Source organism: Azoarcus sp. DN11, assembly GCF_003628555.1.
Lineage (GTDB): Bacteria > Pseudomonadota > Gammaproteobacteria > Burkholderiales > Rhodocyclaceae > Aromatoleum.
This window is the reverse complement of the sequence record NZ_CP021731.1, coordinates 4,322,093-4,344,031: the sequence shown is the minus strand read 5'-3', so window position 1 is coordinate 4,344,031 and position 21,939 is coordinate 4,322,093. Positions and strand designations below refer to the sequence as shown.

The following is a 21,939-nucleotide window of genomic DNA, read 5'->3' as shown; positions in this document are numbered from 1 at the left end:
ATCAATCGAAGAGCCGCAGGTTCTCGCCCCGTTGCGGCGGGCGGGGGCCGGCCTCGCCGGGCGGCGCGAGCGTGCCGACCCGCACACCCAGCAGGCGCAGGCGACGGTCGAGCGGCACGCGCTTGAGACAGCTGCGCACCGCGGCGAGGATGGTTGACGCGTCGTCGGTCGCCTCCTCGTTCGTCACGTCGCGCGTCACGGTGCGGAAGTCGTCGTAGCGCAGCTTGAGGCCGATCGTGCGGCCGACGTAGCCCTTGCGCTTGAGGTCGCCGGCGACACGCTCGCACAGCTTCACGAGGATTTCGGTCAGCGTGTCGCGGTCGGCGCGCGCGTCGAGGTCGCGCTCGAAAGTGGTTTCGCGGCTGATCGACTTGGTTTCGCGTTCCGTCACGACGGGGCGCTCGTCGCGCCCGTGCGCGACTTCCGTGAGCCAGTGCCCGTAGTGCTGGCCGAATTCCGCTATCAGACTTTCCGGCGCCGCGGCGGCGAGTTCGCCGATGGTGCGGATGCCCATCGTTTCGAGTTTCTCGCCGGCGCGCGGGCCGATGCCGTTGATCTTGCGTGCGGCGAGCGGCCAGATGCGCGTCGGAATGTCGGCATCGTCGAGCACGGTGAGGCCGTCGGGTTTTTCGAGGTCGGAGGCGATCTTGGACAGCAGCTTGTTGGGGGTGATGCCGATCGAGCAGACGAGTCCGGTCGCGGCACGCACGGCGTCCTTGATGCGCTGGGCGAGCTCGACCGTCTCGCCCGGCACGTCGGTGAGGTCGATGTAGATCTCGTCGATGCCGCGATCCTCGATCAACGGGGCGATCCCGGCGACGGCCGCCTTGAAGAGGCGGGAGTAGCGGAGGTAGTCGTCGAAGTTGGCCGGCAGCAGGATGGCGTCGGGGGCGAGCGCGGCCGCTTTCATCAGCCCCATGCCGGAATGCACGCCGAGCGCACGGGCGGGGTAGGTGGCGGTGGTGGCGACGCCGCGCCCGACGTAGTCGCGCAGGCGCGGGAAGTCCTCGATCCGGTCGCCCGCAAGCGTGCCGCGCCGGCCCCCCACGACGACGGGGAGCCCCGCGAGTTGCGGGTAGCGCAGGAGTTCGACGGACGCGAAGAAGGCGTCCATGTCGAGGTGGGCGATGCGGCGTTGCATGGCGATATTTTGCGGCAACGGGACGTGCGCGGGGGACGAGCGGGCGGATTCGCCTGCTCGTCGGAACGGGCGGAGGTCAATTTACAGCAGGTTCATCCGCTTCGCGGCTTCCCGCAGTTCCCCGCGGAAGTCCGGATGCGCGATGGCGATCAGCGCTTCGCAACGCTGCTTCGCCGTCTTGCCGCGCAGTTGCGCGACGCCGTACTCGGTGACGACGTAGTTGATGTCGTTCTTGCTCGTCGTGACGTGCGTGCCCGGCGTCAGCGTCGGCACGATGCGCGAGATCGTGTCGTCCTTGGCGGTGGAGGGCAGCACGATGAAGGCCTTGCCGCCGTTGGAGCGGTTGGCTGCGCGCACGAAATCGACCTGGCCGCCGGTGCCGGAGTAGGGCGAGGGGCCGAGGCTTTCCGAACCGCACTGGCCGAGGAAGTCGACCTGCATCGTCGCGTTGATCGCGACGAGGTTGTCGTTCTGCGCGGCGTAGTACGGGTCGTTGGTGACGTCGACGGGGTGCATCTCCAGCGTCGGGTTGCGGTGCATGTACTGGTAGAGCTTGTTCGAGCCGAGCGCGAAGGTCGCGAGGATCTTGCCGGGCTTGAGCGTCTTGCGGCGGTTCGTCACGGCGCCGGATTCGATCAGCGACAGGATGCCGTCGCCGATCATCTCGGTGTGGATGCCGAGGTCGTGCTTGTGCTTGAGCTGCATCACGACCGCGTCGGGGATGCCGCCGTAGCCGATCTGCAGCGTCGCGCCGTCGTCGATGAGGTCGGCGATGTACTTGCCGATCGCTTCCTGCACCGGCCCGATCGTCGGCAGGCCGACTTCGAGGATGGGGGCGTCGCTTTCGACCAGTGCCGCGACCTGCGAGATGTGGATGTGGCAGTCGCCGTAGGCGAAGGGGACGTTCGGATTCACTTCGAGGATCACCGCGCGCGCCTTCTTCACCGCGGCCATCGTGTAGTCGGGCGCAAGCGAGAGCGCGAGCCAGCCGTGCTCGTCCATCGGCGAGGCCATCGAGAACACGACGTCGGCCGGCGTCAGGCCGCGCTCGATGAGCTGCGGGATCTCGGAGAAGTAGTTGGGCAGGAAGTCCACCCAGCCCGCCTGGCCGCCCGGGCGCGAGGCGCCGCCGAAGAAGTAGGCGCTGTGGCGCACGTTGGCGACGGTCTCGGGATCGTAGTAGCCGAACTTGCGCAGCGGCAGGATCTGGCTGACGACGACGCCTTCGAGGCTCTGGCGGCGCGATGAGAGGGCTTCGAGCAGCGTGGGCGGCTCCCCGACGCCGGTGGGTACGACGATCGTGTCGCCGGATTGCACGAGTCCGGCAGCGTCCGCGGCGCTCATCCTTTTCTGCTGATACTGGACGTGTACGTTCATGATTCCCTCTCCCTGGTGTCGATTGCCGGTGCATCGATTCCGCTGCGACGATATGCATATCCGTACGCATGCGTATTGCTTGAATATGCATACGTATTGCTATTGCCGGCCGCACTTCGGCGGTGGCGCCGTATTCGACGCCATGACAGTACGCAGCCGCTGGCGCCGAGTGCGGCGCCGAGCGCGGACAGGGCGATGACAAGAGCGTAGCGCAAGGGGCGGGACGAGTCGAGCGGGGGGAAATCGAGGCGATGGAGGGCGTTGAAGAGCCAGCGGTGGCGCCGGCCGTCGTCGTCGAGGCGCGCGGCGATACGCCCTGTGGCGAGGTCGAGGTAGAAGGCGTTGTTCGCCGCGTCGTCGAAGCGCACGCGCAGCACCGGGAAGGGCAGGCCGGGATGCTGCCTGTAGTAGTAGTTGTCGCCCGCGTCGAGGCGCGCGGCGTCGCGGATGCGATCGTCACGGCGCAGGCGCGGGGCGGCGGCGAGCATTGTCGCGACGGGAATCGGGCCGGTTTCGGCCGCGCCGCCGTCGAGCGGCTGCCGCAGGAGATGATCGGGCCGGTGCAGCAGAAGCAGCGCGCGGCCGTCGAAGCGCTGCCAGCGCGCTTCGCGCACGTCCGTGTGCCGTGCGATCAGCGGGCCCGGCAGTGTCGCGAGTTCCTCGCGTTGCAGCGGGCCGTCGGCGAGCGCGAGCCGATCCTCGCGGCTCGGTGCGCTGCCTTTCGCCCAGCCGAAGGGGGCGAGCGAGAGCCAGCCGCTCAGCAGCCAGGTGAGCGTGCACAGTGCGGCTGCGAGTCCGCCGAGGTGGTGCCAGCGCTTCCACCCCAGGTAGGGCGTCGCGCGCCCCCCGGGATAGCGCCGACGCAGGCGCAGGCGCTGCACGCCGAGCCAGGTGCCGGTGAGCACGAGCAGGCCTGCGGCGGCGCTCAGCCACAGCACCAGCTGGCGCCACAGTTCCGCGTGCGTGCGGAGGGGGCTGAAATAGACCCAATGCACGATGCTGCCCGGCCAGTTCCAGAATCGCTCGACGGCCGTCGTGTCGCGCACCACTTCGCCGGTGCGGGCGGACACGTAGAGCTCGGTGGCGGCCGCGTCCCCGACCGGTACGCGATAAAGCGGGCGGTAGGGGTCGAGGCTGCGCCCGAGGGTCCACTGGTCCTGCGTCAGCTCGGTTGCGGCGCCGACCGGCATTGCGGCGAAGCTGCGGGCGGCCGCTTCGGCGTCGGTGGCCGACACCGGCGCGCGCGGTTCGCCGGTGTCGGCCCAGACGCTGCGCCAGCCGTCTTCGGCGAGGAAATGGTAGGCCGGGCGCTGCGGCGCCGCGGTGAGGCGCAGCTCGTCCGGGTTGCCGTGCAAGCCGAGCGCCGACCACGCCTGCCACGGAGACACGCTGACCGACGCGGCCGGGATCGGTCGCAGGTGCTGCAGGCGTTCGGCTGCGGTGAGCTCGGGAAAGGGCAGGTAGAGCATCACGACGCCGGACGCGAACCACAGGAGGATCTGCAGACCGAGCGCAATGCCCAGCCAGCGGTGTGCGAGATGAAGCAGGCGGGGCAGGCGCATGGCGGACCTCAGAAGCGCAGGTCGGCGGTCAGTTCCACGCTGCGCGGGGCGCCGAGCAGCACCTGGGTGCTGCCGTAGGCCGCGGTCGCGTAGAGCCGGTCGGTGAGGTTGCGCAGGTTCAGGCGCAGTGCCGTGCGCGGGTCGAGGTGCCAGCCCAGCGTGGCGTCGAGCACGGTATAGGCGTCGAGCCGGAGGGTGTTGGCGTTGTCGCCGTAGCGCTTGCCGACGTAGCGGGCGCCGATGCCGGCGTCCCAGCCCGCGCCCACGTGGCTCACCCACAGGTTTGCGAGGCGTTCGGGGACGTTTGCCGGGGTGTTGCCGGCACGCGAGGCGCCGCCGGCCTCGACCAGCTCGTCGAAGCGGGCATCGAGGACCGTCGCGTTCGCGTCGATCCGCCAGGTGCGCACGGGCTCGATGCTCGCGGTGATTTCGATGCCGCGCGAGGACTGGGTGCCGCCCTGGACGCTGATGCCCGGGTTCGCCGGATCGCGCGTCACGATGTCGTCCTTGCGGATGTGGAAGGCCGCGGCCGTCCATTCGCCGTGCAGCGCGTCGAGCGATTGCTTGACGCCGGCTTCCGTCTGGCGCGCATGGGTCAGGTCGAAGTTGCGGTTGGCGAGGTTCAGTGACACGAGGCTGGTGACGGGATCCGAGCCGGTACTCGCCTGCGCGTACAGGCTCGTCGCCGGCGTTAGTGCATGGACCGCGCCGAGGCGGACGGCGTTGGCATTGAAGCGTTTGTCGAAATCCTGGCCGGACACGAGTTCGTCGCGCGCGACGGCGATGCGGTCGTGGCGCAGGCCGGCCACCAGGGTCAGCGTCTCGCCGACGCGCAGCGCGTCCTCGACGAACACGGCCTGCTGCCGCGTCTCGGTATCGAACTTCGGACGGGTCGGATCGGGGCTGTCGAAGCGGCCCGGTTCGAAGTCCCGGGCCGGCACGACGGATTTGCCGCGGTAAGGCGAGTTGTTGGTGTGGCGGAAGTCGACCCGCATGAATTCCCAGCCGACGTCGAAGCGGTTGCGCATGCCGCCGAGCGTGCCCTCGTGCGCGAGTTCGAGCCGGTTGCCGGCTTGTTCGAGGCGATGCAGGATTTCGAGATAGCCGGTGCGCGTGACCGCGTTGGTGGCGCTGTCGAGTGCGTATTGCTCGACGTTGCGCCAGTGGCGGTCGGCGGCGAAGCGATAGGTCTCGTTGCGCAGCGTCCAGCCCCCGCCCGCCTGCCATTCGATGCGGGCGCGCAGCCGGTCGTCGTCGAGCGCGTAGCGCGGGTCGTCGATGTTGTAGTTCTCGTGGCGCAGGTCGCGGGCGATGCGCCCGTTGCGCAGCGGGGTGCCGAAGTAGGCGGTGGGATTCTCGCGCGACAGGTCTGCGCTCAGGTCGATCTGCAGGTCCGCCCGCGGCGCGAGGTGCAGCGTGCTCATCAGATTGCGGTTGTCGTGCTCGCCGCGGTGGATGAAACCGTCGCCGCCCGCGACGGCGGCGTCGAGGCGCAGCGCCGCGGCGTCGCCCACGGCAGTCGAGCCGCCGACGCCGATGTGGTATTCGCCGCGGCTGCCGGCGGTGAGGCTTGCGTCCAGGTGGCGCCCGCGCGTCGGCGCCTTGCGCACGAGGTTGAGGATGCCGCCGACCGCACCGTCGCCGAACAGCACCGAGGCCGGGCCGCGCAGGATCTCGATGCGCTCGTAGCCCCAGGTGTCGGACGGATAGGTGAGGGTGCCCGCGCCGGTGGCGAGGCGCAGCCCGTCCTCCGCCTGCGCGACCGAGTTGTTGCCGGTGAAGCCGCGGCTGGAATAGGCCTGGCCGCTGCCGGGCGTGCCGATGAAGCTCAGGCCGACGGCCCGCGTCGCGGCGTCGGCGACGCTGCGGTCGCCGCGTTCGCGCAGCGTCTCGACGTCGAGCGCGTCGACGCTCGCGGGCGTCTCGCGCAGGCTCAGTCCGAGGCGCGATCCCGTGGCGCCCGGGCGGTCGAGATCGAGGCCGGCGTCGGGCTCGGCGCGCGCCGAAACCTGAACTGCCGTCAAGACCTTGTCGTCGGCGTGCGCAAGGCCGCCGGACAGGGCGAGCACGAGGCTCGCGGCGAGCGGGCGAAGCGCGAACGGGATGCGGCGAACGGGGGAACTACGGTGCTTCTGCATGCAATGACTCCAGTCGTGAAGCGACCGGACGGGCAGGCGAAGCAGGGGCGCGGCGTCCTCGCGGAGCGCGGGCGACAACCTCCCGCGGTCAGGCGGTCGGCGGCCGGGGCACGCTAGCCTTGCTCCGCCCGCATCCCCGCGGCCGGTCGCATGGTTGATCCCGGGCGCAGAATTGCGCGGCGGGATCGGAACACCAGCAGGCCGGTCTCCGGACTCACGAGTCTTGACGGATCGCCTTCCCATGCCGTGCGCGAAGCCTCGTGGGCTGCACGCGTCCGGCACAGTGGCCGGGCCATCGGGGAGATGGCCCGTGATCCGCCCGCACTCGCCTACCGTTGCGGGGGCAGCCAGGGCTTGGCCGGCGGGGAATTCTGCCGGCGCACCCTGTTCCCGTTTCACCCGCCGTTCTGGCGGGCACCTGCTGGAAAATGGGGGAAAAGCGCGTCAAACGGTGGTCGGTGCGCCCTCCCGGCAGTTCGCGGCCTGGCCCGGGCGGCTCATGCGAGCACTTCCCCTTCGGCGGCGGTGTCGTCCTCGTCGACGGCCTCATCGGCGAGCGCAGCGAGGATGTAGTCGACCGGTAGCGCATGGCGGCGGGCGAGTTCGTCGGCGCTCTCGCCGCTCGCACGCAGGCTTTCGAGCCAGCCGTCGAGGCCGGTCGACAGCGAGCGGCCGGCCTTTTCGCCGTTGTGCGTCGTGCCCGCCTCGACGTCGTACTTGTTCGCGTAGCCGCGCGGCGTGACCATCAGGCCGTCGCGGATGAAGGTGTTCGAGTTGCCGATCAGCACGGTGCTCAACATGCCGATGTCGCACTCGGTCATCTTGTCGAGCGTCGTGAATTCGATGCGCTGCTTGGGGCGATAGGCGGATTTGACGATCGCGACGGGCGTGTCCGGGCGGCGGTGCGCGAGGAAGAGGCGCTGGGCCTCGACGATCTGGCGTGCGCGGCGCCCGCTCTTCGGGTTGTACAGCGCGACGACGAAATCGGCCGCGGCGGCCGCGTTGAGACGGCGCGCGATCACCGGCCAAGGCGTCAGCAGGTCGGACAGCGAGATCGCGCAGAAGTCGTGCGTCAGCGGCGCGCCGACGAGCGCCGCGCAGGTGTTCAGCGCGGAGGCGCCCGGGACGATCTCGACTTCGATGTCGCCGGGTTGGCCCGTGGGGGGCGTCCAGCCGGCCTGGAACAGCACTTCGAAAGTCGGGCCGGCCATGCCGTAGACGCCGGCGTCGCCCGAGGAGATCAGCGCGACCTTCTTGCCCTGCTTGGCACGGTCGAGCGCTTCGATCGCGCGGTCGAGCTCCTCGGTCATCGACTTCTTGACGACCTCCTTGCCTTCGACGAGGTCGGCGACGAGGCGGATGTAGGTGACGTAGCCGATGATGGTATCGGCCTCGGCGATCGCGGCGCGGGCGCGGCCGCTCATGTGCTCGACGCTGCCGGGCCCGAGGCCGACCAGCATGATCTTGCCTGTGCTCATGGTGTTCTCTCTTTGTTGAGGGCGTAGGGCGGGATGAAATCCCGCCGTTTTCCGCCGGGTGGCCGACGGTCGCGTGTCAAATGTGGTGCAGGAGCCTTATCCGCCGCGTGTGTCGTCGATGACTATCCATGCGGCGGAAGACGCTTCGCGCTTCCGCCCTACGCGCGGGCGGTGGCCGGGGTTCCCTGCGTCGCGAGCGCCGGGCGCACCCAGCGGGCGACCGCCCAGCCGGCGAGGCTGCCAAGGGCAAGCCATTCGATCGCGCTGGAGATTGCGGTGGCGATGGCGAACTGGCCGGTCAGAACTTCCATCTGGCGTGCCACTTCATCGCTGTAGGCGGCGAAGGCACCGTCGATATGCGGTGCGCCGAGCGCGTAGGGCAGGGCCAGCAGGGCGATCCCGAGCCAGCGCAGGCGGCCGGGGACGAAGGCGAGGACGCTGAGGCCGGTCGCGGAGCAGAGGACAGTGATGAGCCACCAGGTCTGGCGTGCTTCCAGCGCTGCAGCGGCGGTGCCGGGGATCTCGGGCGGCAGGCCCAGAGAGGGCGCAGCGAAGACGCACAGCCAGGCGGCGGCGCCCCACACGAGGCCGCTGCGTGCCGAGGCGACGCGGCGGCCGCGCAGGTGTTCCCACGTCGTGATCGCGGCGATCAGCACGAGGCTGAAGCCGATCGCGGTCAGCACGTTGGCGATCAAGGTCCAGACATGCCGTTCGGTGCCGTCTGCGGGCTCCCAGGCTGCTTCCTCATGGACGTGGACGGCGCCATGGGCGTCGTCGTGGTCATGAGCCATCGCGGCAGCGGGTTCGGCGGCTTCAGGCGCTTCGGCCGAGCCTTCGAACACTTCCGCGGCGGCGATGATCGGGATGACCTGCCAGTGCTGCACGGCACTCACGAGCAGGCCGGCGAGCGCCCCGACCAGCAGGGCGCACAGGACGATACGGCGGAACAGCATGTCCGGCTCCGGGCTCAGTGGCAGGGGAAGACGTTGGAGTGACGCGTATCGTGCGCGGCGTTGTGGGCCGCGGCGATGTGACTGAAGCCCACACCGTAGACGATCACGGCGCCGAGCAGCGCGGCGGTGACGACGGGCATCGCGATCGCCATCAGGGCGCTCTTCGGACGGGCGATTTCGAGGGTGGCTTGCTGTTGCATGGTGGTTCTCCTTCTTCGATGGGTGTGGGACAGCGTTTGAAACTCAGTTCGATGCCGGCATGCGCGCGACCGACACCGTGGCGTTGCGGCCGTCAGGTCCGCGCAGCTTGTGTTTTTCGACGACGAGTTGCGTGAGATCCGTGCCGGCGGCGATCAGGGCTGCGGCTTCCGACACGGACGGCGTGCCGGTGTAGCGGCGCACCGTCTCCGACGGATTCGGCACCGGCACGGCGGCGAGTGCCGCCGCCGGATGGAAGGCGATGGTCCAGCCGAGGTTCGTCGCGATTTCGAGCAACCCAAGCTCGTCGGCCTTGAGGTCGATGCTCGCGACCGCGCGTACGTCGGCGAGGCTCGCGCCGGCCTGGGCGAGCGCCTCGTCGATCGCGCGCGCGATCGTCTGCGCGGGCGTGCCGCGGTCGCAGCCGAGCCCGAGAGCGACAGGATTGCGTGACGCGCTCACGCCGCCTCCTGCGGCGGGCGGTAGATCACGCGGCGCCCTTTGAGGCGTTCGGCCCAGCCGGCAGGCAGATCGCGCCGGCTGATCCACAGCACGGCGCCGAATTTCTCGGGATCGACGTCCTCGAGGCGCGCGAAGCGCTTGAGGTTCGCGGGGAGCGGGCCGCTGCGGCCATTCGCGTGCCGCGTCCACCAGTCGACGCTGCCGGCTTCCTGCACGAGCGCGACGGGCTCGTCGTTCACGACCGCGGCGCTCGCGCGCACGATCTCGTCGTGGCTCGCGTCGAAGGTCCAGCCGAGCTCGCGGCCGAGGAGATCCACGGCGAGCGTCTCGCGCGCGTCGGATGCGGTCGTCAGCACCGGCTGGGCGCCGAGCGCTGCGGCGAGCACGCCGGCGAGCGCGTTGGCGCCGCCGAGGTGACCGGACAGCATCGGGATCGCGTAGCGGGCGCCTTCGTCGAGCACGACGATGCCGGGGTCCTGCTCCTTGGCCTTCAGGTGCGGCGCGATCAGGCGCACGACGGCGCCGAGCGAGACGATCGCGACGATGCCGTCGAAGCCTGCGAACAGCGCCGGGATCTGGTCGCCGGTCTTGCCGGTGTAGCAGGCGGCGGCGCCGGGCGCGGCGGCTTCGGCTTCGGCGCGGAATTTCTCGGGGGCGAACAGGCGGGCGCCGGGAATCGCCGCGACGACGCGGCCGGCGAGCGCGATGCCGTGCTTCGTGATCGAGACGATCGCGACGCGTTCGTTCGGGAAGGGCAGTTGCGCGCTCATGCCGTGGCCTCGGCACGCTTGCGGCAGCCGCGACGCAGCTCGCCGCGCGCGCGCTTGGGGTTCTGCACGAGCAGCAGCGACAGGTAATTGACCTTCTCGCCGCGCAGGCTCGCGACGTCCTTGACGACGCGCTCCTCGGGCGAGCCGACTTTCTCGATGAAGCAGCTCGTCGCGAGCAAGTCGCGCGCTTCGAGGAGATCGAGCACCTCGTCCAGCAACGGTTTCACCTTCATCAGCACCAGCGTGTCGAACTCGTCGAGCAGGTGGTCGATCACCGACACGCCGTAGGCCGCCGGGATCACCGCGACCGTTTCGTCCTCCTCTGCGAGCGCGATGTCGGCGCAGGCGGCTGCGGCGGCGAAGGAGCTCACGCCGGCGATGGTCTCGACTTCGACTTCGGGCGCGAGCTCGCGCACGGCACGGGCGAGGTGGCGGAAAGTCGAGTAGGTCGAGGCGTCGCCCTCGACGAGGAAGGCGACGTCGCGCCCTTCGGCGAGCAGTTCGGCGGTGCGGACTGCGGCGCGCGTCCAGGCTTTCGCGAGCGCCACCGCGTCACGCGTCATCGGGAACACCAGTTCGACGGCGTCGGCCGGCACGTCGAGGCCGGCGCGCACGACGATGTCGAGCGCGTAGGAGCGTTCCTCGGCCTTCTTCACCGGATAGGTCCAGCGCGCGTCCGACTGCAGCGCGGTCCAGCCGCGGCGCGTGATCAGGTCGGGATCGCCGGGACCGAGCGACACGCCGATCAGGCGGCCGTAGCGGGGCGTGGGGAGGGCGTCATTCATTGTTGTTCTCTGCTTGGGGAGTGTTCTTGTACGCGGTGACGATCCACACCGGGTTTTGCGCCGCGAGGCGGTGCATGTCGAGGATCGGCTGGCTGCGCGCGGCCGACAGCATCGTCACGTCCCACTGGGCGCCCGCGGCGGCGAGCGCGGCGGTTGCGGTCGCGAGGTTTTCGATCGTCACGAAATTCATCACGAGGCGGCCGGCGGGCTTGAGGCGCGCGAGAATCAGCTCGATCAGGCCGGCGAGTTCGCCGCCCGAGCCGCCGATGAAGACCGCGTCCGGATCGGGCCAGGCGTCGAGACCGTCGGGCGCCTTGCCTTCGACGAGGGTGTAGTTCGTCGCCTGCAGGCGCTTCGCGTTCTCGCGCGCGTTCGCGGCGTCGCCGATGTTCTTCTCGATCGCCCAGACGTGGCCGAGGCGGGCGATGCGCGAGGCTTCCAGCCCGACCGAACCCGATCCGGCGCCGATGTCCCAGACCAGGCTGTCGGCGCGCAGGCCGAGCTTCGCGAGCGACACCGCGCGCGCTTCGAGCTTGGTGATCAGACCCTTTTCGGGCTGGCGCTGGACGAAGTCGGAATCTTCGAAACCGAACACCGCGCGCGGGGATGGCACGGCTGCGCGGTCGATGACGACGATGTTGGGATCGGGAAACTCACGCGCGGCAGCGTCTTCGAGCGTGAGGTCGGCGAAGATCGCTTCATCCGGCAGGCACAGGCGTGCCGCGACCGAAATGCGCACGTCGGTGCCGTAGCCCGCCGCGAGGAGCGCCCGCGCGACGCGGTCCGGGCTGTTTGCCGGGCTCGTGAAGGACGCGACACGCGCGTGTTCGGCGACCGCCCGGACGATGCCGTAGAGGCCGTGTCCGGGCGTCGCACCGTCGAACCATTCGCCGGCGTCGGCACCGTGGCAGGAGCGGATCGCCGCGTCCTGCCAGGTCTTGTTCAGCCGCGCACAGGCGAGCGCGACAGTCGACGGCGCCGGCTGCACCTCGATCTTCTCCGCCCCGAGCTTGTCGACGAGGAAGCGTGCGATGCCGTGGCACAGCGGGTCGCCGGTCGCGAGCAGGGTCACCGGCAGACGGTCGGCGAGCGCGGCGCGCACCCATTCGGGCGTCTTGCCGAGCGCGCCGTCCATGTCGCGCAGTTCGACGTCGGCACCGAGATGCGGCGCAACGAGATCCAGCGTGCGGCGCGCGCCGATCACGATGCGGCTCGCGGCGAGGCGGGCGCGGCCGGCGGCCGAAAGCCCCTCCCAGCCGTCGTCGAGAATGCCCAGGATCAGGCAGCGGGGGGCGGACATTCGGATTCCTCCACGGTGACGATGGGTGTGCCTTCGAAGTTGAACGCGAGCACAGTCAGGCGGTACGGGCCGGGATAGCGTTCGCGCAAGGAACGGATCGCACGCAGCGCGAGGGCGCGGTGGAAGGGCACGGTGAGCCCCAGTTCGGCGAGGCTTTCGGCAGCGAAGCGCGCGGTCTCGGCGGAGCGGATCTGCTCGACGACATCGGGTGGCGCGCCGGCTTCGATTGCAGCATCAGCGATCAGCGCGCGGTCGATTTCCGCGCGCCACGCGTGCGTCACCGACAGGCCCTGCGCGATCTTGGTCAGCTTGCCGACCATCGCGCCGAGCACGATGTGGCGCATGCCCAGTTTGACCGCGGTGGTGAAGGAGGCCTTGACGAAGTCCCCGAACTCGACGAAACAGGCTTCGTCGAGTTCGGGGAACACGCGCATCGCGCCTTTCTCGGTACGCCCGCCAGTGGTCAGCACCACCGTGGTCTGCCCCTGGGCGGCGGCGACTTCGATCGCCTGCACCACACTCGCCCGCCACGCGGCCGTGGAGAACGGGCGCACGATGCCGGTCGTGCCGAGGATGCTGATGCCGCCGAGGATGCCGAGGCGCGCATTGAGCGTCTTCTTCGCCATCTCCTCGCCGCCCGGCACGGAGATCGTCACTTCCAGGCTGTCGCCCGCGGCGAGGATCGCGGCGCCGGCGCGCGCGACGTTCTCGCAGATGTTCTTGCGCGGTACCGGGTTGATCGCCGGACCGCCGACTTCGAGCCCGAGCCCCGGTTTCGTGACGACGCCCACGCCCGGCCCGCCCTTCAGGATCACCTCACCGCCGCCGGCGCGGATGCGGCGCACGTCGACGGTCAGGTGCGCCTTGTCGGTCGCGTCCGGGTCGTCGCCCGCGTCCTTGATGCTCACCGCGTGGGCGCAATCGCCTTCGACGCGCCCGTCGGTGATGCGGAACGTCACGTGTGTCGTGTTCGGCAGCACGCACTCGATCTCGGCCGGCACTGCGCCGTGCACAAGGCCGAGGGTCGCCGCGGTCGCCGCGGCGGCCGAGTTCGCGCCGGTCGTGAAGCCCGAGCGGTTGCCGCGCTCGCGCTTCGCGTCGCCCTTGCGCACTTTCTCCGGCACGGCGTGACCCGCTGCCATCGTTCGACTCCGTATGTTCGTTTACGCCGCCGACGCCTGCTGCTCGCGCTGGCGCGCTTCCGCCAGGCCCAGCAGCGCATGGATCGCCGCGACGACCAGCGTCGAGCCGCCCTTGCGCCCGCGGATCACGATCCACGGCACATCGGCGACTTCCGCCATCAGGTCCTTCGACTCCGCCGCCGACACGAAGCCGACCGGCATGCCGATCACGAGCGCCGGCCGCGCCCCTTCCTCGCGGATCAGACGCACGACCTCGATCAGCGCCGTCGGCGCGTTGCCGATGCCGACGATCGCGCCGTCGAGCAGTCCCTGGCGATGGGCCTTGCGCATCGCCTGCACGGCACGCGTGGTCTCCTCGACCTTCGCCTGCTCGATCACGTCCTCGTCCGAAATGAACTGATGGGTCGTGATGCCGAAGTGCGCGAGGCGCGAGGCCGACAGCCCGACGCAGATCATCTCGACGTCCGCGACGACGCGCGTGCCGCCCGCGAGGATCGCTTCCAGACCCGCCGCGACCGCATCCGCGTGGAAGTCCGTGAGGCCGTTGAATTCGAAGTCCGCGTTCGCGTGGATCATGCGGCGCACGACCGGCCATTGCTCCGGCCGGTACTCGTGGCTGCCGACCTCGGCGTCGATGATCGCAAAGGAATCGTGCTCGATCGCGCGTCCGGCGGCGGTGAGCTGTTCGGTGACGACGTTGCTGTTCATGGTTTAGGCGTGAGCGTGGTGAGCGCAGCCGGCGTGCGGCGCGTGATTGTGGGAGCAGGCGTGGCCGTGGTCATGACCGTGGTGGTCATGGCCGCCATCGTGGTGATGAGGGTGGTCGTGCCCGGCATGGTCGTGATGACCGGCGGTATGGCTATGGTCGTGCAGGTGCTCGGCCTCGGCAGCGAGGCGATACTTGCAGCCGTCGCATTCGAGCAGCGATTCTTCGTCGCTTGCGGCGCCGGCGACGCGCGCTTCGACCAGCTCGAAGATCCCTTTATCCAAACCGAAATGCGTGCCCAGCGCGAACGCGATCTGCGGATACTGCGCACGCAGGCGCGCGAGCTGCGCGTCGATGCGCTCGATCAGCACGCCCGTGAAGAGATACACCGGCACGACCGCGATCTGCGTCATGCCCAGGCGCACCTGGCGCTGCACGGCGGTCTCCAGCCGCGGCCAGGTCACGCCGGTGAAGGCGAGGTCGACGAGCTCGTGGTCGGTGGCCTCGAACACCCAGCGCGCCATCTTCGCGAGCTCGCCGTTCGCACCGGCATCAGACGATCCGCGGCCGAGCAGGATCACGCCGGTCGTGCAGGGATCGGGCACGTGCAGCGCGTGCATCAGCCCGTCGAGCCGGCCCATCAGCACGTCGAAAATCTCGCGCCCCATGCCGAGGTGGCGCGTGCACCCGAAGGCAACCCCCGGATGGCGCTCGCGCGCATGCCCGATCGCGGCCGGGATCTCCATCTTCACGTGGCCCGCGGCATTCAGGATGAAGGGGATCACGATCACGCGCTTCGCTCCCGCCGCGGCGCGATCCAGCCCGGTGTCGAGCAGCACGTCGGCGTACTCGATGAAGCAGGCCTCGATGCGCCACTCCGGGCGGCGCGCGCGCCACTCGGCGGCAAAGTGCTCGATCTCGTCGTTGCCCGCGCGGTTGCGCGAGCCGTGGCCGACCAGCAGGATGGTGGTGTCGTGCATCATGCGTTCTCCGTGACGGAGGCCCGGCGGAAGCGGTGGCTGAAGCTCGGGTCGTAGAGTTTGGAACGGGCAATCTCGGGCCAGTCACGCGCGCCCAGCGCCGGGCTCGCGATGATCATCGCCTGCGAGGCGATCTTCTCGGCCTGGCACTTCTTCTTGATGTCGGCGAGCGTGCCGCGGACGATCTTCTCCTCGCCCGGCCAGCTCGCCTTCTGCACGACCAGGATCGGCGCGTCCTCCGGCCAGCCGGCGCGGCGCAGCGCGTCCTGCACCTCGTGCAGCAGCGTGATCGACAGGAAGATGCACAGCGTCGTGCGGTGCGCCGCGAGCGCATCGAGTTCCTCGCCGGCGGGCATCGGCGTGCGGCCGGCGACGCGCGTGAGGATCACGGTCTGCGTGACTTCCGGCAGCGTCAGCGTCTCGCCCGCCGCGGCGGCCGAGGCGAGCGCGGAGGACACCCCCGGCACGACCTTCCACGGCACGCCGGCCGCATCAAGGAGCCGCGTCATCTCGACCAGCGCGCCGTAGAGTCCGGGGTCGCCGGTCTGCAGACGTACGACCGTCTCGCAGCGCGACGCGGCGTCGATCAGCCACGCGCCCATCTGCTCGAGCGTCATGTCCTTCGAGTCGCGGATCGCGCAGCCTTCGGGCGCATGGAGTGTCGCAGCCTGGTCGACGAGCGAGCCCGCGAACAGGATCCCGCCCGCCTGTTCGAGCAGGCGACGACCTTTCACGGTGATCAGGTCCGGATCGCCCGGGCCGGCGCCGACGAACCACACGGTGCCGGGCTTGTGATCGGATTGCATGACGACTCCCCGACGCGCATTCACGACGCGCGTGTGATGGAAACAACGCACCGGGAAGCGGAAGGAAGCTGAATCTGATCGATGCTTGCGGCAGAGGGGGAAAAGCCCGCGACAGCCGCGATCGGAATCCAGTGACACGCCCACACCCCGGGGCAAACGAAACTGCTTACTCGATCGGGCCGGTCTTCTGGCTTGCCTTCTCCCGGACTCCGCCGCCTTCCCGAGCGCAGGGCTCAGTGGCGTGTGGCGGATCCGTCAGGCTTACAGCAGCGGGGGCTGCGCCGGACTGGTCGGAAGCATGCGCTCCCGGACGTCACCGGACTTCCCGTTTCACCCCGTCGTGCGGTTGCACGGCAGGGAACCCGGATCGAAACACGCGAAGAATAGGCGAAGCTCGAGGTGCAATGCAAGAGCCTGTTGCGTCAATTTGCCGGTCGTTTTGCCGGCCGGCCCCGCGAAATATCCCGGCGTATGCAGGCCGCGTTCCGCCGCGATGCGGATACGGTTATGCTGGCGGATATGACACAGATTTCCGCCGATTCCGCCATGACGCCACCCGTCACCAGCGCCGGTGCCGTCCCGTCGTATCTGTCGCGCACCTATCACTGGGCCTACCTGAGCCGTCGCACGCTGCCCTGGCTCGACCGCTCGCTGGTGGTCTCCGCGATCCTCTGGGGTAACGCCGAGCGCCTGATGCGCGCGGCGGTGGAGGAGTTCTCGCCGGGGGAGCGGCTGCTGCAGGCGGCCTGCGTGTATGGCCGCTTCTCGCGCATGCTCGCCGAGCGCGTCGGCCCCGGAGGGGCACTGGACGTCGTCGATGTCGCGCCGATCCAGGTCGCCAACGCCCGCCGCAAGCTCGACGGCCTCGCGCACGCGCAGGTACGCCAGGGCGATCTGGCGCGGCCCGGCTGCGTCGTCGCCGAAGCCAGCGACGCCGTGTGCTGCTTCTTCCTGCTGCATGAAGTGCCGCCGATCGAGCGTGCGTGCATCGTGCACAACCTGTTGGGGGCGGTGCGTCCGGGCGGCAAGATCGTGTTCGTCGATTACCACCGCACCCGCCCGTGGCACCCCTTGCGGCCCATCATGGCGCAGGTGTTCCGCTGGCTCGAGCCGTTCGCGCCCTCGCTGCTCGACACCGACATCACCACGCTATCGCCGCTGGGCGAGGCCTTTACATGGAAAAAGACCACCTGTTTCGGTGGTCTTTACCAGAAGCTCGTCGGGGTGCGGCGCGGCTGAGCCGCGCCGGCCGCGGGTGATGCTCAGTCGCCGCGGCTGCCCGGTTTGGCGTTGAAGAGCGCCGCGCGCGGCGCGGGACGACGGCCCGCCTCCGGACGCTGCGCGGGCTGACGCGGTGCTTCCGCCGATCGCGGGGCGCGGTTTGCGCCGGCGTCCTGCGGGCGCTTCGCGTTCGGCTCGCCGGCGCGCGGATTGCGGCCGTTCTGCCCTTCGGGGCGCGCTGGACGGTTCCCCGCTCCGGCCGCTTCGCCCTGCCGTACCGGTTGGCGGTTCGGCGCATGGCTTTGCGCACGGGGCGCCGGGCGTTCCGACTGCGGCTGGCGCGGTGCGCGGCCGTCGTTACGGCGGCCGGACTGGCGCGGGTCGCGTGGCGGGCGGTCGTTGTCGCCCGGGTCGGGGGCGTGCGTCACGAAGGCCGGCACGGGGGTGCGATCAATGGTGCGCTTGATGAGGCGCTCGATCGACGCCAGGTAGGGCTTCTCCTCGCTGTCGACCAGGGAGATCGCCTTGCCGGTCGCGCCCGCGCGGCCGGTGCGGCCGATGCGGTGCACGTAGTCTTCCGGCACGTTCGGCAGCTCGAAGTTCACGACCTGCGGCAACTGGTCGATATCCAGGCCGCGCGCCGCGATGTCGGTCGCGACGAGCACCGGCAGCGAGTTGTCCTTGAACTGCGACAGCGCCTTGGTGCGCGCCGATTGGCTCTTGTTGCCATGGATCGCGGCGGCCGGGATGCCGTGCTTGCCGAGGTATTCGGCGAGCCGGTTCGCCCCGTGCTTGGTGCGCGTGAACACCAGCACCTGGTGCCAGTCGTGCTCCTTCACCAGATGCACCAGCAGGTCGCGCTTCTGCTTCTGCGGCACCAGATACACCGACTGCTCGACGAGCTCGGTGGTCGTGTTGCGGCGCGCGACTTCGACGCAGCCCGGATTGTTGAGCAGGCCGTTGGCGAGCGAACGGATCTCGTCCGAGAAGGTCGCCGAGAACAACAGGTTCTGGCGCTGTTTCGGCAGCAGCGCGAGCACCTTGCGGATGTCGCGGATGAAACCCATGTCGAGCATGCGGTCGGCTTCGTCGAGGACGAGGATCTCGACGCCCGACAGGTCGATCGTTTTCTGCCCGGCGTGGTCGAGCAGGCGCCCCGGCGTCGCGACGAGGATGTCGACGCGCTTCTTCAGTGCTGCGATCTGCGGATTGATGTTCACGCCGCCGAACATGACCATCGAGGTCAGCGGCAGGTGCTTGCCGTAGGTCTGCACCGATTCCTCGACCTGCGCCGCGAGCTCGCGCGTCGGGGTGAGGATCAGGCAGCGCGGGCGGCCGGGTTTCGCCGCCGCGGGCGTCGTCGACAGGCGGTGCAGCAGCGGCAGCGTGAAGCCGGCGGTCTTGCCGGTGCCGGTCTGGGCCGCGGCGAGCAGGTCGCCGCCGGCCAGCACCAGCGGAATCGCCTGTGCCTGGATCGGCGTCGGCCGCGTGTAGCCGGACTCGGAAATGGCGCGCAAAAGAGGTTCGGCCAGTCCGAGACTGGCGAAGGATGCTTCGGAATTGATCAAGTGGGATGCTCCAGCGACGGCCTGCCGCTGCGTTGCGAGCGGCACCAATCGAGGCGGGCGGGGGACGTGCGACCGGGAAAACGGGTCGTCAGCGGTCGTTAGGGGAAGGCTGCGGCCGATTGGCAAGGCGCGCAGGTGTTGTAATTGTACACATCCTTCTTGCGCCGCAGCAAGCGGTAGGTGCCTCGCGCAGTTCCGGTTTTCGCGGCTTTAGCCTTGATTTATATGCAATTTGTGGGTGCGCGTATTACTAAGGTGCACTGTTGCGTTTATCGCTGGTTCAGTATATTCCGTGTTTCCAGCAAGGTTTTATAGCGGAGTACCGCTCATGGCAGCCGTCCGAACCCGCCTCTCGCTCACCCGCGCCCGCCTCGCCCGCACACTCGGCCTGCGCGCCACCGTGGGCCTTTCGGCGATGACGCTGCTCGCGGCCGTTCTTGGCGCGACAGCGGTGCTGCTGGTGGGCTGGACGTGGGCGGCGCTGGTCGACGGCGACGTTGCCCACGCCCTGGCCGCAGTGGTCAGCTTCCTGGTCGCGCTCGCCGCGTGCGCGCTGATCCTGGGCTGGCTTTTCGCGCCGACGGCGAAGCCGGATGGCGTCCGGTTGCCGCGCGAGCTCGCGCAAGAACTGTTCGCACTCGTGGACAGCATGGGCAAGCGTTTCGGCAGCATCCGCATCGACGCCGTGTGGGTGGTCGGCGACATGAACGCCGCGATCCTGCAGCGCCCACGCTGGGGCTGGGTCGGGCCGCTCGAAACCCACCTGATGATCGGACTGCCGCTCGCCCATAGCGTCTCGCGGCGCCAGTTCGGCGCCATCCTCGCGCACGAATTTGCCCACCTCGCGGCGCAGCGCCGGGGCGTGCACGCATGGTGGGGGCACCTGCGCGCGTGGTGGTTCCGTGCGCTCGACCGCTGCATCGAAGACATGCCGCGCATGGGCGGCGTGCTTGAACGCTGGTCCGCGGGCGACCTGCGCGCGGCGATGCGCCTGTCGCGGCTGGAGGAATTCGAAGCGGACGCGGGCGCGGCGCGCGTCGTCGGGGCGCGCCGGGTCGGCGAGGCGCTCGTCGAGGTCGCGCTGAAGGAGCGCTTCCTCAACGAGGACTACTGGCGCAAGATCATGGAGCAAAGCCGCACGGCACCGCAGCCGCTGGTGCGCCCCTTCCGCGAGATGGGCCTCGGGGTGATGGCCGGCTTCCGCCGCCCGGAACCCGGCCCGGTGGACATCCGCGACATGTTCGGCGGCACGGCCTCGACCGCGGACTTCCATCCGACCCTGGCGGATCGGTTGCGTGTGCTGCGCGTCGACCCGGCCGTGCCGGTGTGCGGCGGCGAGTCGCTGGCGAACACCCACCTCGGCCCCCTCCTGCCGACCTTGTCGTGGGTCTTCGACCGCGCGTGGTGGCAGGACTCGCGGCGCGACTGGCGCCGGCGCTACGAGCGCGCGCGTCGCGCCTGAGGTTCCCGCGTCACTTCGCGCCGCGGCGCTTGCGGCGCGCATCTTCCAGCTGCTCGCACAGCATCGTGGCGCCGTCGAGGATGCGCGGCGTGTGGCGCTGGATCAGCTCGGGAGGGATGAAGTACAGGTTGTCACGCGCGATCGCCGCAAGCTTCGGCCAGCGCTTCCAGTAATCCAGCCAGTCCGGCCGCGCTTCGCCCATGCCGCTGGCGACGATCACTTCCGGGTCGGCCGCGAGCACGCTTTCCACGCCGATCGTCGGCGCGAGTTCGCTCAGCCCGCCGAACACGTTTTCCCCGCCGCACAGCCGGATCACGTCCGAGATGAGGTGCTCGTCGTTGATCGTCATCAGCGGCTTGTTCCAGATCTGGTAGAACATGCGCACGCGCGGGCGCTGGCTGTAGCGTTCGGCGAGCGCCGCCTTGCGGGCGCGGAACGCATCGGCGGCGGCGCGGGCCGCCTTGTCCGTTCCGGCCAGCCGGCCGATGTTTTCCAGGCTGTGCGCGACGTCCTCGAGGCGGCGCGGCTCGCTCATGTACACCGGGATGCCGAGCGCCGCGAGCTTGTCGAGGTGCGAATCGCGGTTGCCGCTTTTCCAGGCGATCACCAGATCGGGCTTGAGCGCCGCGATGGCCTCCATATCCACGTTGCTGTAGCCGCCGACGCGCGGCAGCTTGCGCGCGGCTTCGGGAAAATCGCTGTAGGCGACAGCGCCGACGACGTGCGCGCCGGCACCGGCGGCGTACAGCAGTTCGGTGACGTGCGGCGCAAGGCTGACGATGCGCTCGGCCGGGCGCGCGAGCCGCAGCTCGTGGCCGGTGTCGTCGCGGATCAGCAGCTCGGCCCGTGCGGGGACCGCGGTGAACAAGCTTGCGGCGATCGCTAGCGCGCAGCAGAGGACGCCGAGCCGGGGACGCAGGCGGAGGGGCATGGGCATGTCAGGCAGGGGCGCGGTGTTCGCGGGAAGAAAGGGGCGGGGGCCCTAGCGGCTGTGCCGTGAGGCTGCCCTGCGGGCCGGTCGCGGCAAGCCGGCGGGCGATCGCGTGGATGCCTTCGAAGCGTGATGCGCACCACGCCGGCGCGAGCAGGGTCGGTGCGTTGGCGGTGGCCGAGACGCGGTGGTACACGACGGTTGCCGGCGTGCGGCGGATCATCTCGGCGGCGACGTCGGCGTAGCGGGCGGCGTCCGGCGGCGCGATCTCGCCGCGGCGCCATGCGGCGGCGAGCCGGCTGCCCTTGACGATCATCAGCGGATGCAGCTTCAGCCCCGCGACGCCGGATTCGAGCACGCGCTTGAGCGTGTCGAGGCTGCGCTCGGGCGCTTCGCCGGGCAGGCCGACGATGAGATGCGTGCACACGGGAATCCCGCGGGTGCGGGCGCGCGCCACCGCGTCGGCGTAGGCGGCGAAGCCGTGACCGCGATTGACACGCGCGAGCGTGTCGTCGAAAGCGCTCTGCAGGCCCAGTTCCAGCCACACTTCGTAGCCGCGCTCGCGGTAGCCGGCCAGGAGGTCCAGCGCGGCGTCGGGCACGCAGTCGGGGCGCGTGCCGACGCACAGTCCGACGATGTCGGCGCCCGCGAGCGCCTCTTCGTACAGCCGCCGCAGCGTCTCCACTTCCGCGTAAGTGCTGGTGTAGGCCTGAAAGTAGGCGAGGTAGCGGCGCGCGCGGTCGGTGCGCAGGCGCCCGGCGTCGAGCTGCTGCGCGATCGGCGCTTCGGCTTCGTCGCTGAACGCGCGCACGTTGCAGAAGGTGCAGCCCCCGCGTCCGAGCGTGCCGTCGCGGTTGGGGCAGGTGAAATTCGCGTGCAGCGGCAGCTTGTGCACGCGCTCGCCGAAGCGTGCGCGCAGGTGGCGCCCGATCGTGTTGACGTGGTGGTCGAGCTGCATG

Annotated in this window: 20 protein-coding genes and 2 riboswitches; of the genes, 2 read left to right on the top strand and 18 right to left on the bottom strand. The window is 69.9% G+C overall.

Going from position 1 to position 21,939, the window contains the following annotated elements:
* Position 1 precedes the first annotated feature (1 nt).
* The 15 genes from dinB to cobM all read right to left on the bottom strand — a co-directional run bounded on the left by dinB (position 2) and on the right by cobM (position 15,798).
* Positions 2-1,141, bottom strand: coding sequence for a DNA polymerase IV (dinB, locus tag CDA09_RS20180; protein ID WP_174718464.1), 1,140 nt, complete (start codon positions 1,139-1,141; stop codon positions 2-4).
* Between the two features lie 81 nt (positions 1,142-1,222).
* Positions 1,223-2,518 (bottom strand): acetyl-CoA hydrolase/transferase family protein, encoded by a 1,296-nt coding sequence (locus CDA09_RS20175; protein ID WP_121430280.1) that lies wholly within the window; start codon positions 2,516-2,518, stop codon positions 1,223-1,225.
* Entirely contained in the window at positions 2,515-4,080 is a 1,566-nt protein-coding gene (locus tag CDA09_RS20170) for a PepSY domain-containing protein (protein ID WP_121430279.1), read from the bottom strand. The genes CDA09_RS20175 and CDA09_RS20170 overlap by 4 nt, the downstream gene beginning before the upstream one ends.
* Positions 4,081-4,088: 8 nt before the next feature.
* Complete coding sequence (locus CDA09_RS20165) at positions 4,089-6,218, bottom strand: TonB-dependent receptor (RefSeq protein ID WP_121430278.1); 2,130 nt, start codon at positions 6,216-6,218, stop codon at positions 4,089-4,091.
* Between the two features lie 182 nt (positions 6,219-6,400).
* A riboswitch (cobalamin riboswitch) is annotated at positions 6,401-6,655 on the bottom strand.
* A gap of 60 nt (positions 6,656-6,715) precedes the next feature.
* Positions 6,716-7,696 (bottom strand): precorrin-3B C(17)-methyltransferase, encoded by a 981-nt coding sequence (gene cobJ, locus CDA09_RS20160; RefSeq protein WP_121430277.1) that lies wholly within the window; start codon positions 7,694-7,696, stop codon positions 6,716-6,718.
* Positions 7,697-7,854: 158 nt separating this feature from the next.
* Complete coding sequence (locus CDA09_RS20155) at positions 7,855-8,649, bottom strand: CbtA family protein (protein ID WP_121430276.1); 795 nt, start codon at positions 8,647-8,649, stop codon at positions 7,855-7,857.
* A 14-nt stretch (positions 8,650-8,663) separates the two neighbouring features.
* Positions 8,664-8,849 carry a CbtB domain-containing protein gene (locus tag CDA09_RS20150; protein ID WP_121430275.1) on the bottom strand — a complete coding sequence of 62 codons (186 nt, stop codon included), beginning with the start codon at positions 8,847-8,849 and terminating at the stop codon, positions 8,664-8,666.
* Positions 8,850-8,892: 43 nt separating this feature from the next.
* On the bottom strand, positions 8,893-9,309 hold the full coding sequence (locus tag CDA09_RS23420; RefSeq protein WP_164844448.1) for a cobalamin biosynthesis protein: 417 nt from the start codon (positions 9,307-9,309) through the stop codon (positions 8,893-8,895).
* Positions 9,306-10,079: a cobalamin biosynthesis central domain-containing protein gene (locus tag CDA09_RS20145; protein WP_164844447.1), complete on the bottom strand. Its 774-nt coding sequence runs from the start codon at positions 10,077-10,079 to the stop codon at positions 9,306-9,308. Before CDA09_RS20145 ends, CDA09_RS23420 begins: the two co-directional genes overlap by 4 nt.
* On the bottom strand, positions 10,076-10,864 hold the full coding sequence (gene cobI, locus CDA09_RS20140; protein ID WP_121430274.1) for a precorrin-2 C(20)-methyltransferase: 789 nt from the start codon (positions 10,862-10,864) through the stop codon (positions 10,076-10,078). The genes CDA09_RS20145 and cobI overlap by 4 nt, the downstream gene beginning before the upstream one ends.
* Positions 10,857-12,164 carry a precorrin-6y C5,15-methyltransferase (decarboxylating) subunit CbiE gene (gene cbiE, locus CDA09_RS20135; RefSeq protein ID WP_121430273.1) on the bottom strand — a complete coding sequence of 436 codons (1,308 nt, stop codon included), beginning with the start codon at positions 12,162-12,164 and terminating at the stop codon, positions 10,857-10,859. The genes cobI and cbiE overlap by 8 nt, the downstream gene beginning before the upstream one ends.
* A complete protein-coding gene (locus tag CDA09_RS20130) occupies positions 12,143-13,306 on the bottom strand; it encodes a cobalt-precorrin-5B (C(1))-methyltransferase (RefSeq protein WP_121430272.1) in 1,164 nt (387 codons plus the stop codon). Before CDA09_RS20130 ends, cbiE begins: the two co-directional genes overlap by 22 nt.
* Before the next feature lie 21 nt (positions 13,307-13,327).
* Positions 13,328-14,014: a precorrin-8X methylmutase gene (locus CDA09_RS20125; RefSeq protein ID WP_121430271.1), complete on the bottom strand. Its 687-nt coding sequence runs from the start codon at positions 14,012-14,014 to the stop codon at positions 13,328-13,330.
* Between the two features lie 3 nt (positions 14,015-14,017).
* Positions 14,018-14,992, bottom strand: coding sequence for a sirohydrochlorin chelatase (locus CDA09_RS20120; protein ID WP_121430955.1), 975 nt, complete (start codon positions 14,990-14,992; stop codon positions 14,018-14,020).
* Entirely contained in the window at positions 14,992-15,798 is an 807-nt protein-coding gene (cobM, locus tag CDA09_RS20115; RefSeq protein WP_121430270.1) for a precorrin-4 C(11)-methyltransferase, read from the bottom strand. The genes CDA09_RS20120 and cobM overlap by 1 nt, the downstream gene beginning before the upstream one ends.
* A 160-nt stretch (positions 15,799-15,958) precedes the next feature.
* A riboswitch (cobalamin riboswitch) is annotated at positions 15,959-16,179 on the bottom strand.
* A gap of 165 nt (positions 16,180-16,344) precedes the next feature.
* Between cobM and rquA the strand changes: the two genes are divergently transcribed.
* Positions 16,345-17,037 carry a rhodoquinone biosynthesis methyltransferase RquA gene (gene rquA, locus CDA09_RS20110; RefSeq protein ID WP_286164262.1) on the top strand — a complete coding sequence of 231 codons (693 nt, stop codon included), beginning with the start codon at positions 16,345-16,347 and terminating at the stop codon, positions 17,035-17,037.
* A gap of 23 nt (positions 17,038-17,060) precedes the next feature.
* On the opposite strand, the gene CDA09_RS20105 is transcribed toward rquA, so the two are convergent.
* Entirely contained in the window at positions 17,061-18,584 is a 1,524-nt protein-coding gene (locus CDA09_RS20105) for a DEAD/DEAH box helicase (RefSeq protein WP_121430954.1), read from the bottom strand.
* Positions 18,585-18,915: 331 nt separating this feature from the next.
* On the opposite strand from CDA09_RS20105, the gene CDA09_RS20100 reads away from it, so the two are divergent.
* Positions 18,916-20,049 (top strand): M48 family metallopeptidase, encoded by a 1,134-nt coding sequence (locus tag CDA09_RS20100; protein ID WP_121430268.1) that lies wholly within the window; start codon positions 18,916-18,918, stop codon positions 20,047-20,049.
* A gap of 10 nt (positions 20,050-20,059) precedes the next feature.
* Here the strand turns inward: CDA09_RS20100 and CDA09_RS20095 are convergent, their stop codons facing one another.
* Positions 20,060-20,980 (bottom strand): cobalamin-binding protein, encoded by a 921-nt coding sequence (locus tag CDA09_RS20095; protein ID WP_174718463.1) that lies wholly within the window; start codon positions 20,978-20,980, stop codon positions 20,060-20,062.
* Between the two features lie 7 nt (positions 20,981-20,987).
* Complete coding sequence (gene mnmL / locus CDA09_RS20090; RefSeq protein WP_121430266.1) at positions 20,988-21,938, bottom strand: tRNA modification radical SAM protein MnmL/YtqA; 951 nt, start codon at positions 21,936-21,938, stop codon at positions 20,988-20,990.
* Between the last annotated feature and the right edge of the window lies 1 nt (position 21,939).

Bases quoted from the DNA above. Each gene is read 5' to 3' on its own strand.
- dinB (WP_174718464.1), bottom strand. From the start codon at position 1,141: ATGCAACGCCGCATCGCCCACCTCGACATGGACGCCTTCTTCGCGTCC.
- CDA09_RS20175 (WP_121430280.1), bottom strand. From the start codon at position 2,518: ATGAACGTACACGTCCAGTATCAGCAGAAAAGGATGAGCGCCGCGGAC.
- CDA09_RS20170 (WP_121430279.1), bottom strand. From the start codon at position 4,080: ATGCGCCTGCCCCGCCTGCTTCATCTCGCACACCGCTGGCTGGGCATT.
- CDA09_RS20165 (WP_121430278.1), bottom strand. From the start codon at position 6,218: ATGCAGAAGCACCGTAGTTCCCCCGTTCGCCGCATCCCGTTCGCGCTT.
- cobJ (WP_121430277.1), bottom strand. From the start codon at position 7,696: ATGAGCACAGGCAAGATCATGCTGGTCGGCCTCGGGCCCGGCAGCGTC.
- CDA09_RS20155 (WP_121430276.1), bottom strand. From the start codon at position 8,649: ATGCTGTTCCGCCGTATCGTCCTGTGCGCCCTGCTGGTCGGGGCGCTC.
- CDA09_RS20150 (WP_121430275.1), bottom strand. From the start codon at position 8,849: ATGCAACAGCAAGCCACCCTCGAAATCGCCCGTCCGAAGAGCGCCCTG.
- CDA09_RS20145 (WP_164844447.1), bottom strand. From the start codon at position 10,079: ATGAGCGCGCAACTGCCCTTCCCGAACGAACGCGTCGCGATCGTCTCG.
- cobI (WP_121430274.1), bottom strand. From the start codon at position 10,864: ATGAATGACGCCCTCCCCACGCCCCGCTACGGCCGCCTGATCGGCGTG.
- cbiE (WP_121430273.1), bottom strand. From the start codon at position 12,164: ATGTCCGCCCCCCGCTGCCTGATCCTGGGCATTCTCGACGACGGCTGG.
- CDA09_RS20130 (WP_121430272.1), bottom strand. From the start codon at position 13,306: ATGGCAGCGGGTCACGCCGTGCCGGAGAAAGTGCGCAAGGGCGACGCG.
- CDA09_RS20125 (WP_121430271.1), bottom strand. From the start codon at position 14,014: ATGAACAGCAACGTCGTCACCGAACAGCTCACCGCCGCCGGACGCGCG.
- CDA09_RS20120 (WP_121430955.1), bottom strand. From the start codon at position 14,992: ATGCACGACACCACCATCCTGCTGGTCGGCCACGGCTCGCGCAACCGC.
- cobM (WP_121430270.1), bottom strand. From the start codon at position 15,798: ATGCAATCCGATCACAAGCCCGGCACCGTGTGGTTCGTCGGCGCCGGC.
- rquA (WP_286164262.1), top strand. From the start codon at position 16,345: ATGACGCCACCCGTCACCAGCGCCGGTGCCGTCCCGTCGTATCTGTCG.
- CDA09_RS20100 (WP_121430268.1), top strand. From the start codon at position 18,916: ATGGCAGCCGTCCGAACCCGCCTCTCGCTCACCCGCGCCCGCCTCGCC.
- CDA09_RS20095 (WP_174718463.1), bottom strand. From the start codon at position 20,980: ATGCCCCTCCGCCTGCGTCCCCGGCTCGGCGTCCTCTGCTGCGCGCTA.
- mnmL (WP_121430266.1), bottom strand. From the start codon at position 21,938: ATGCAGCTCGACCACCACGTCAACACGATCGGGCGCCACCTGCGCGCA.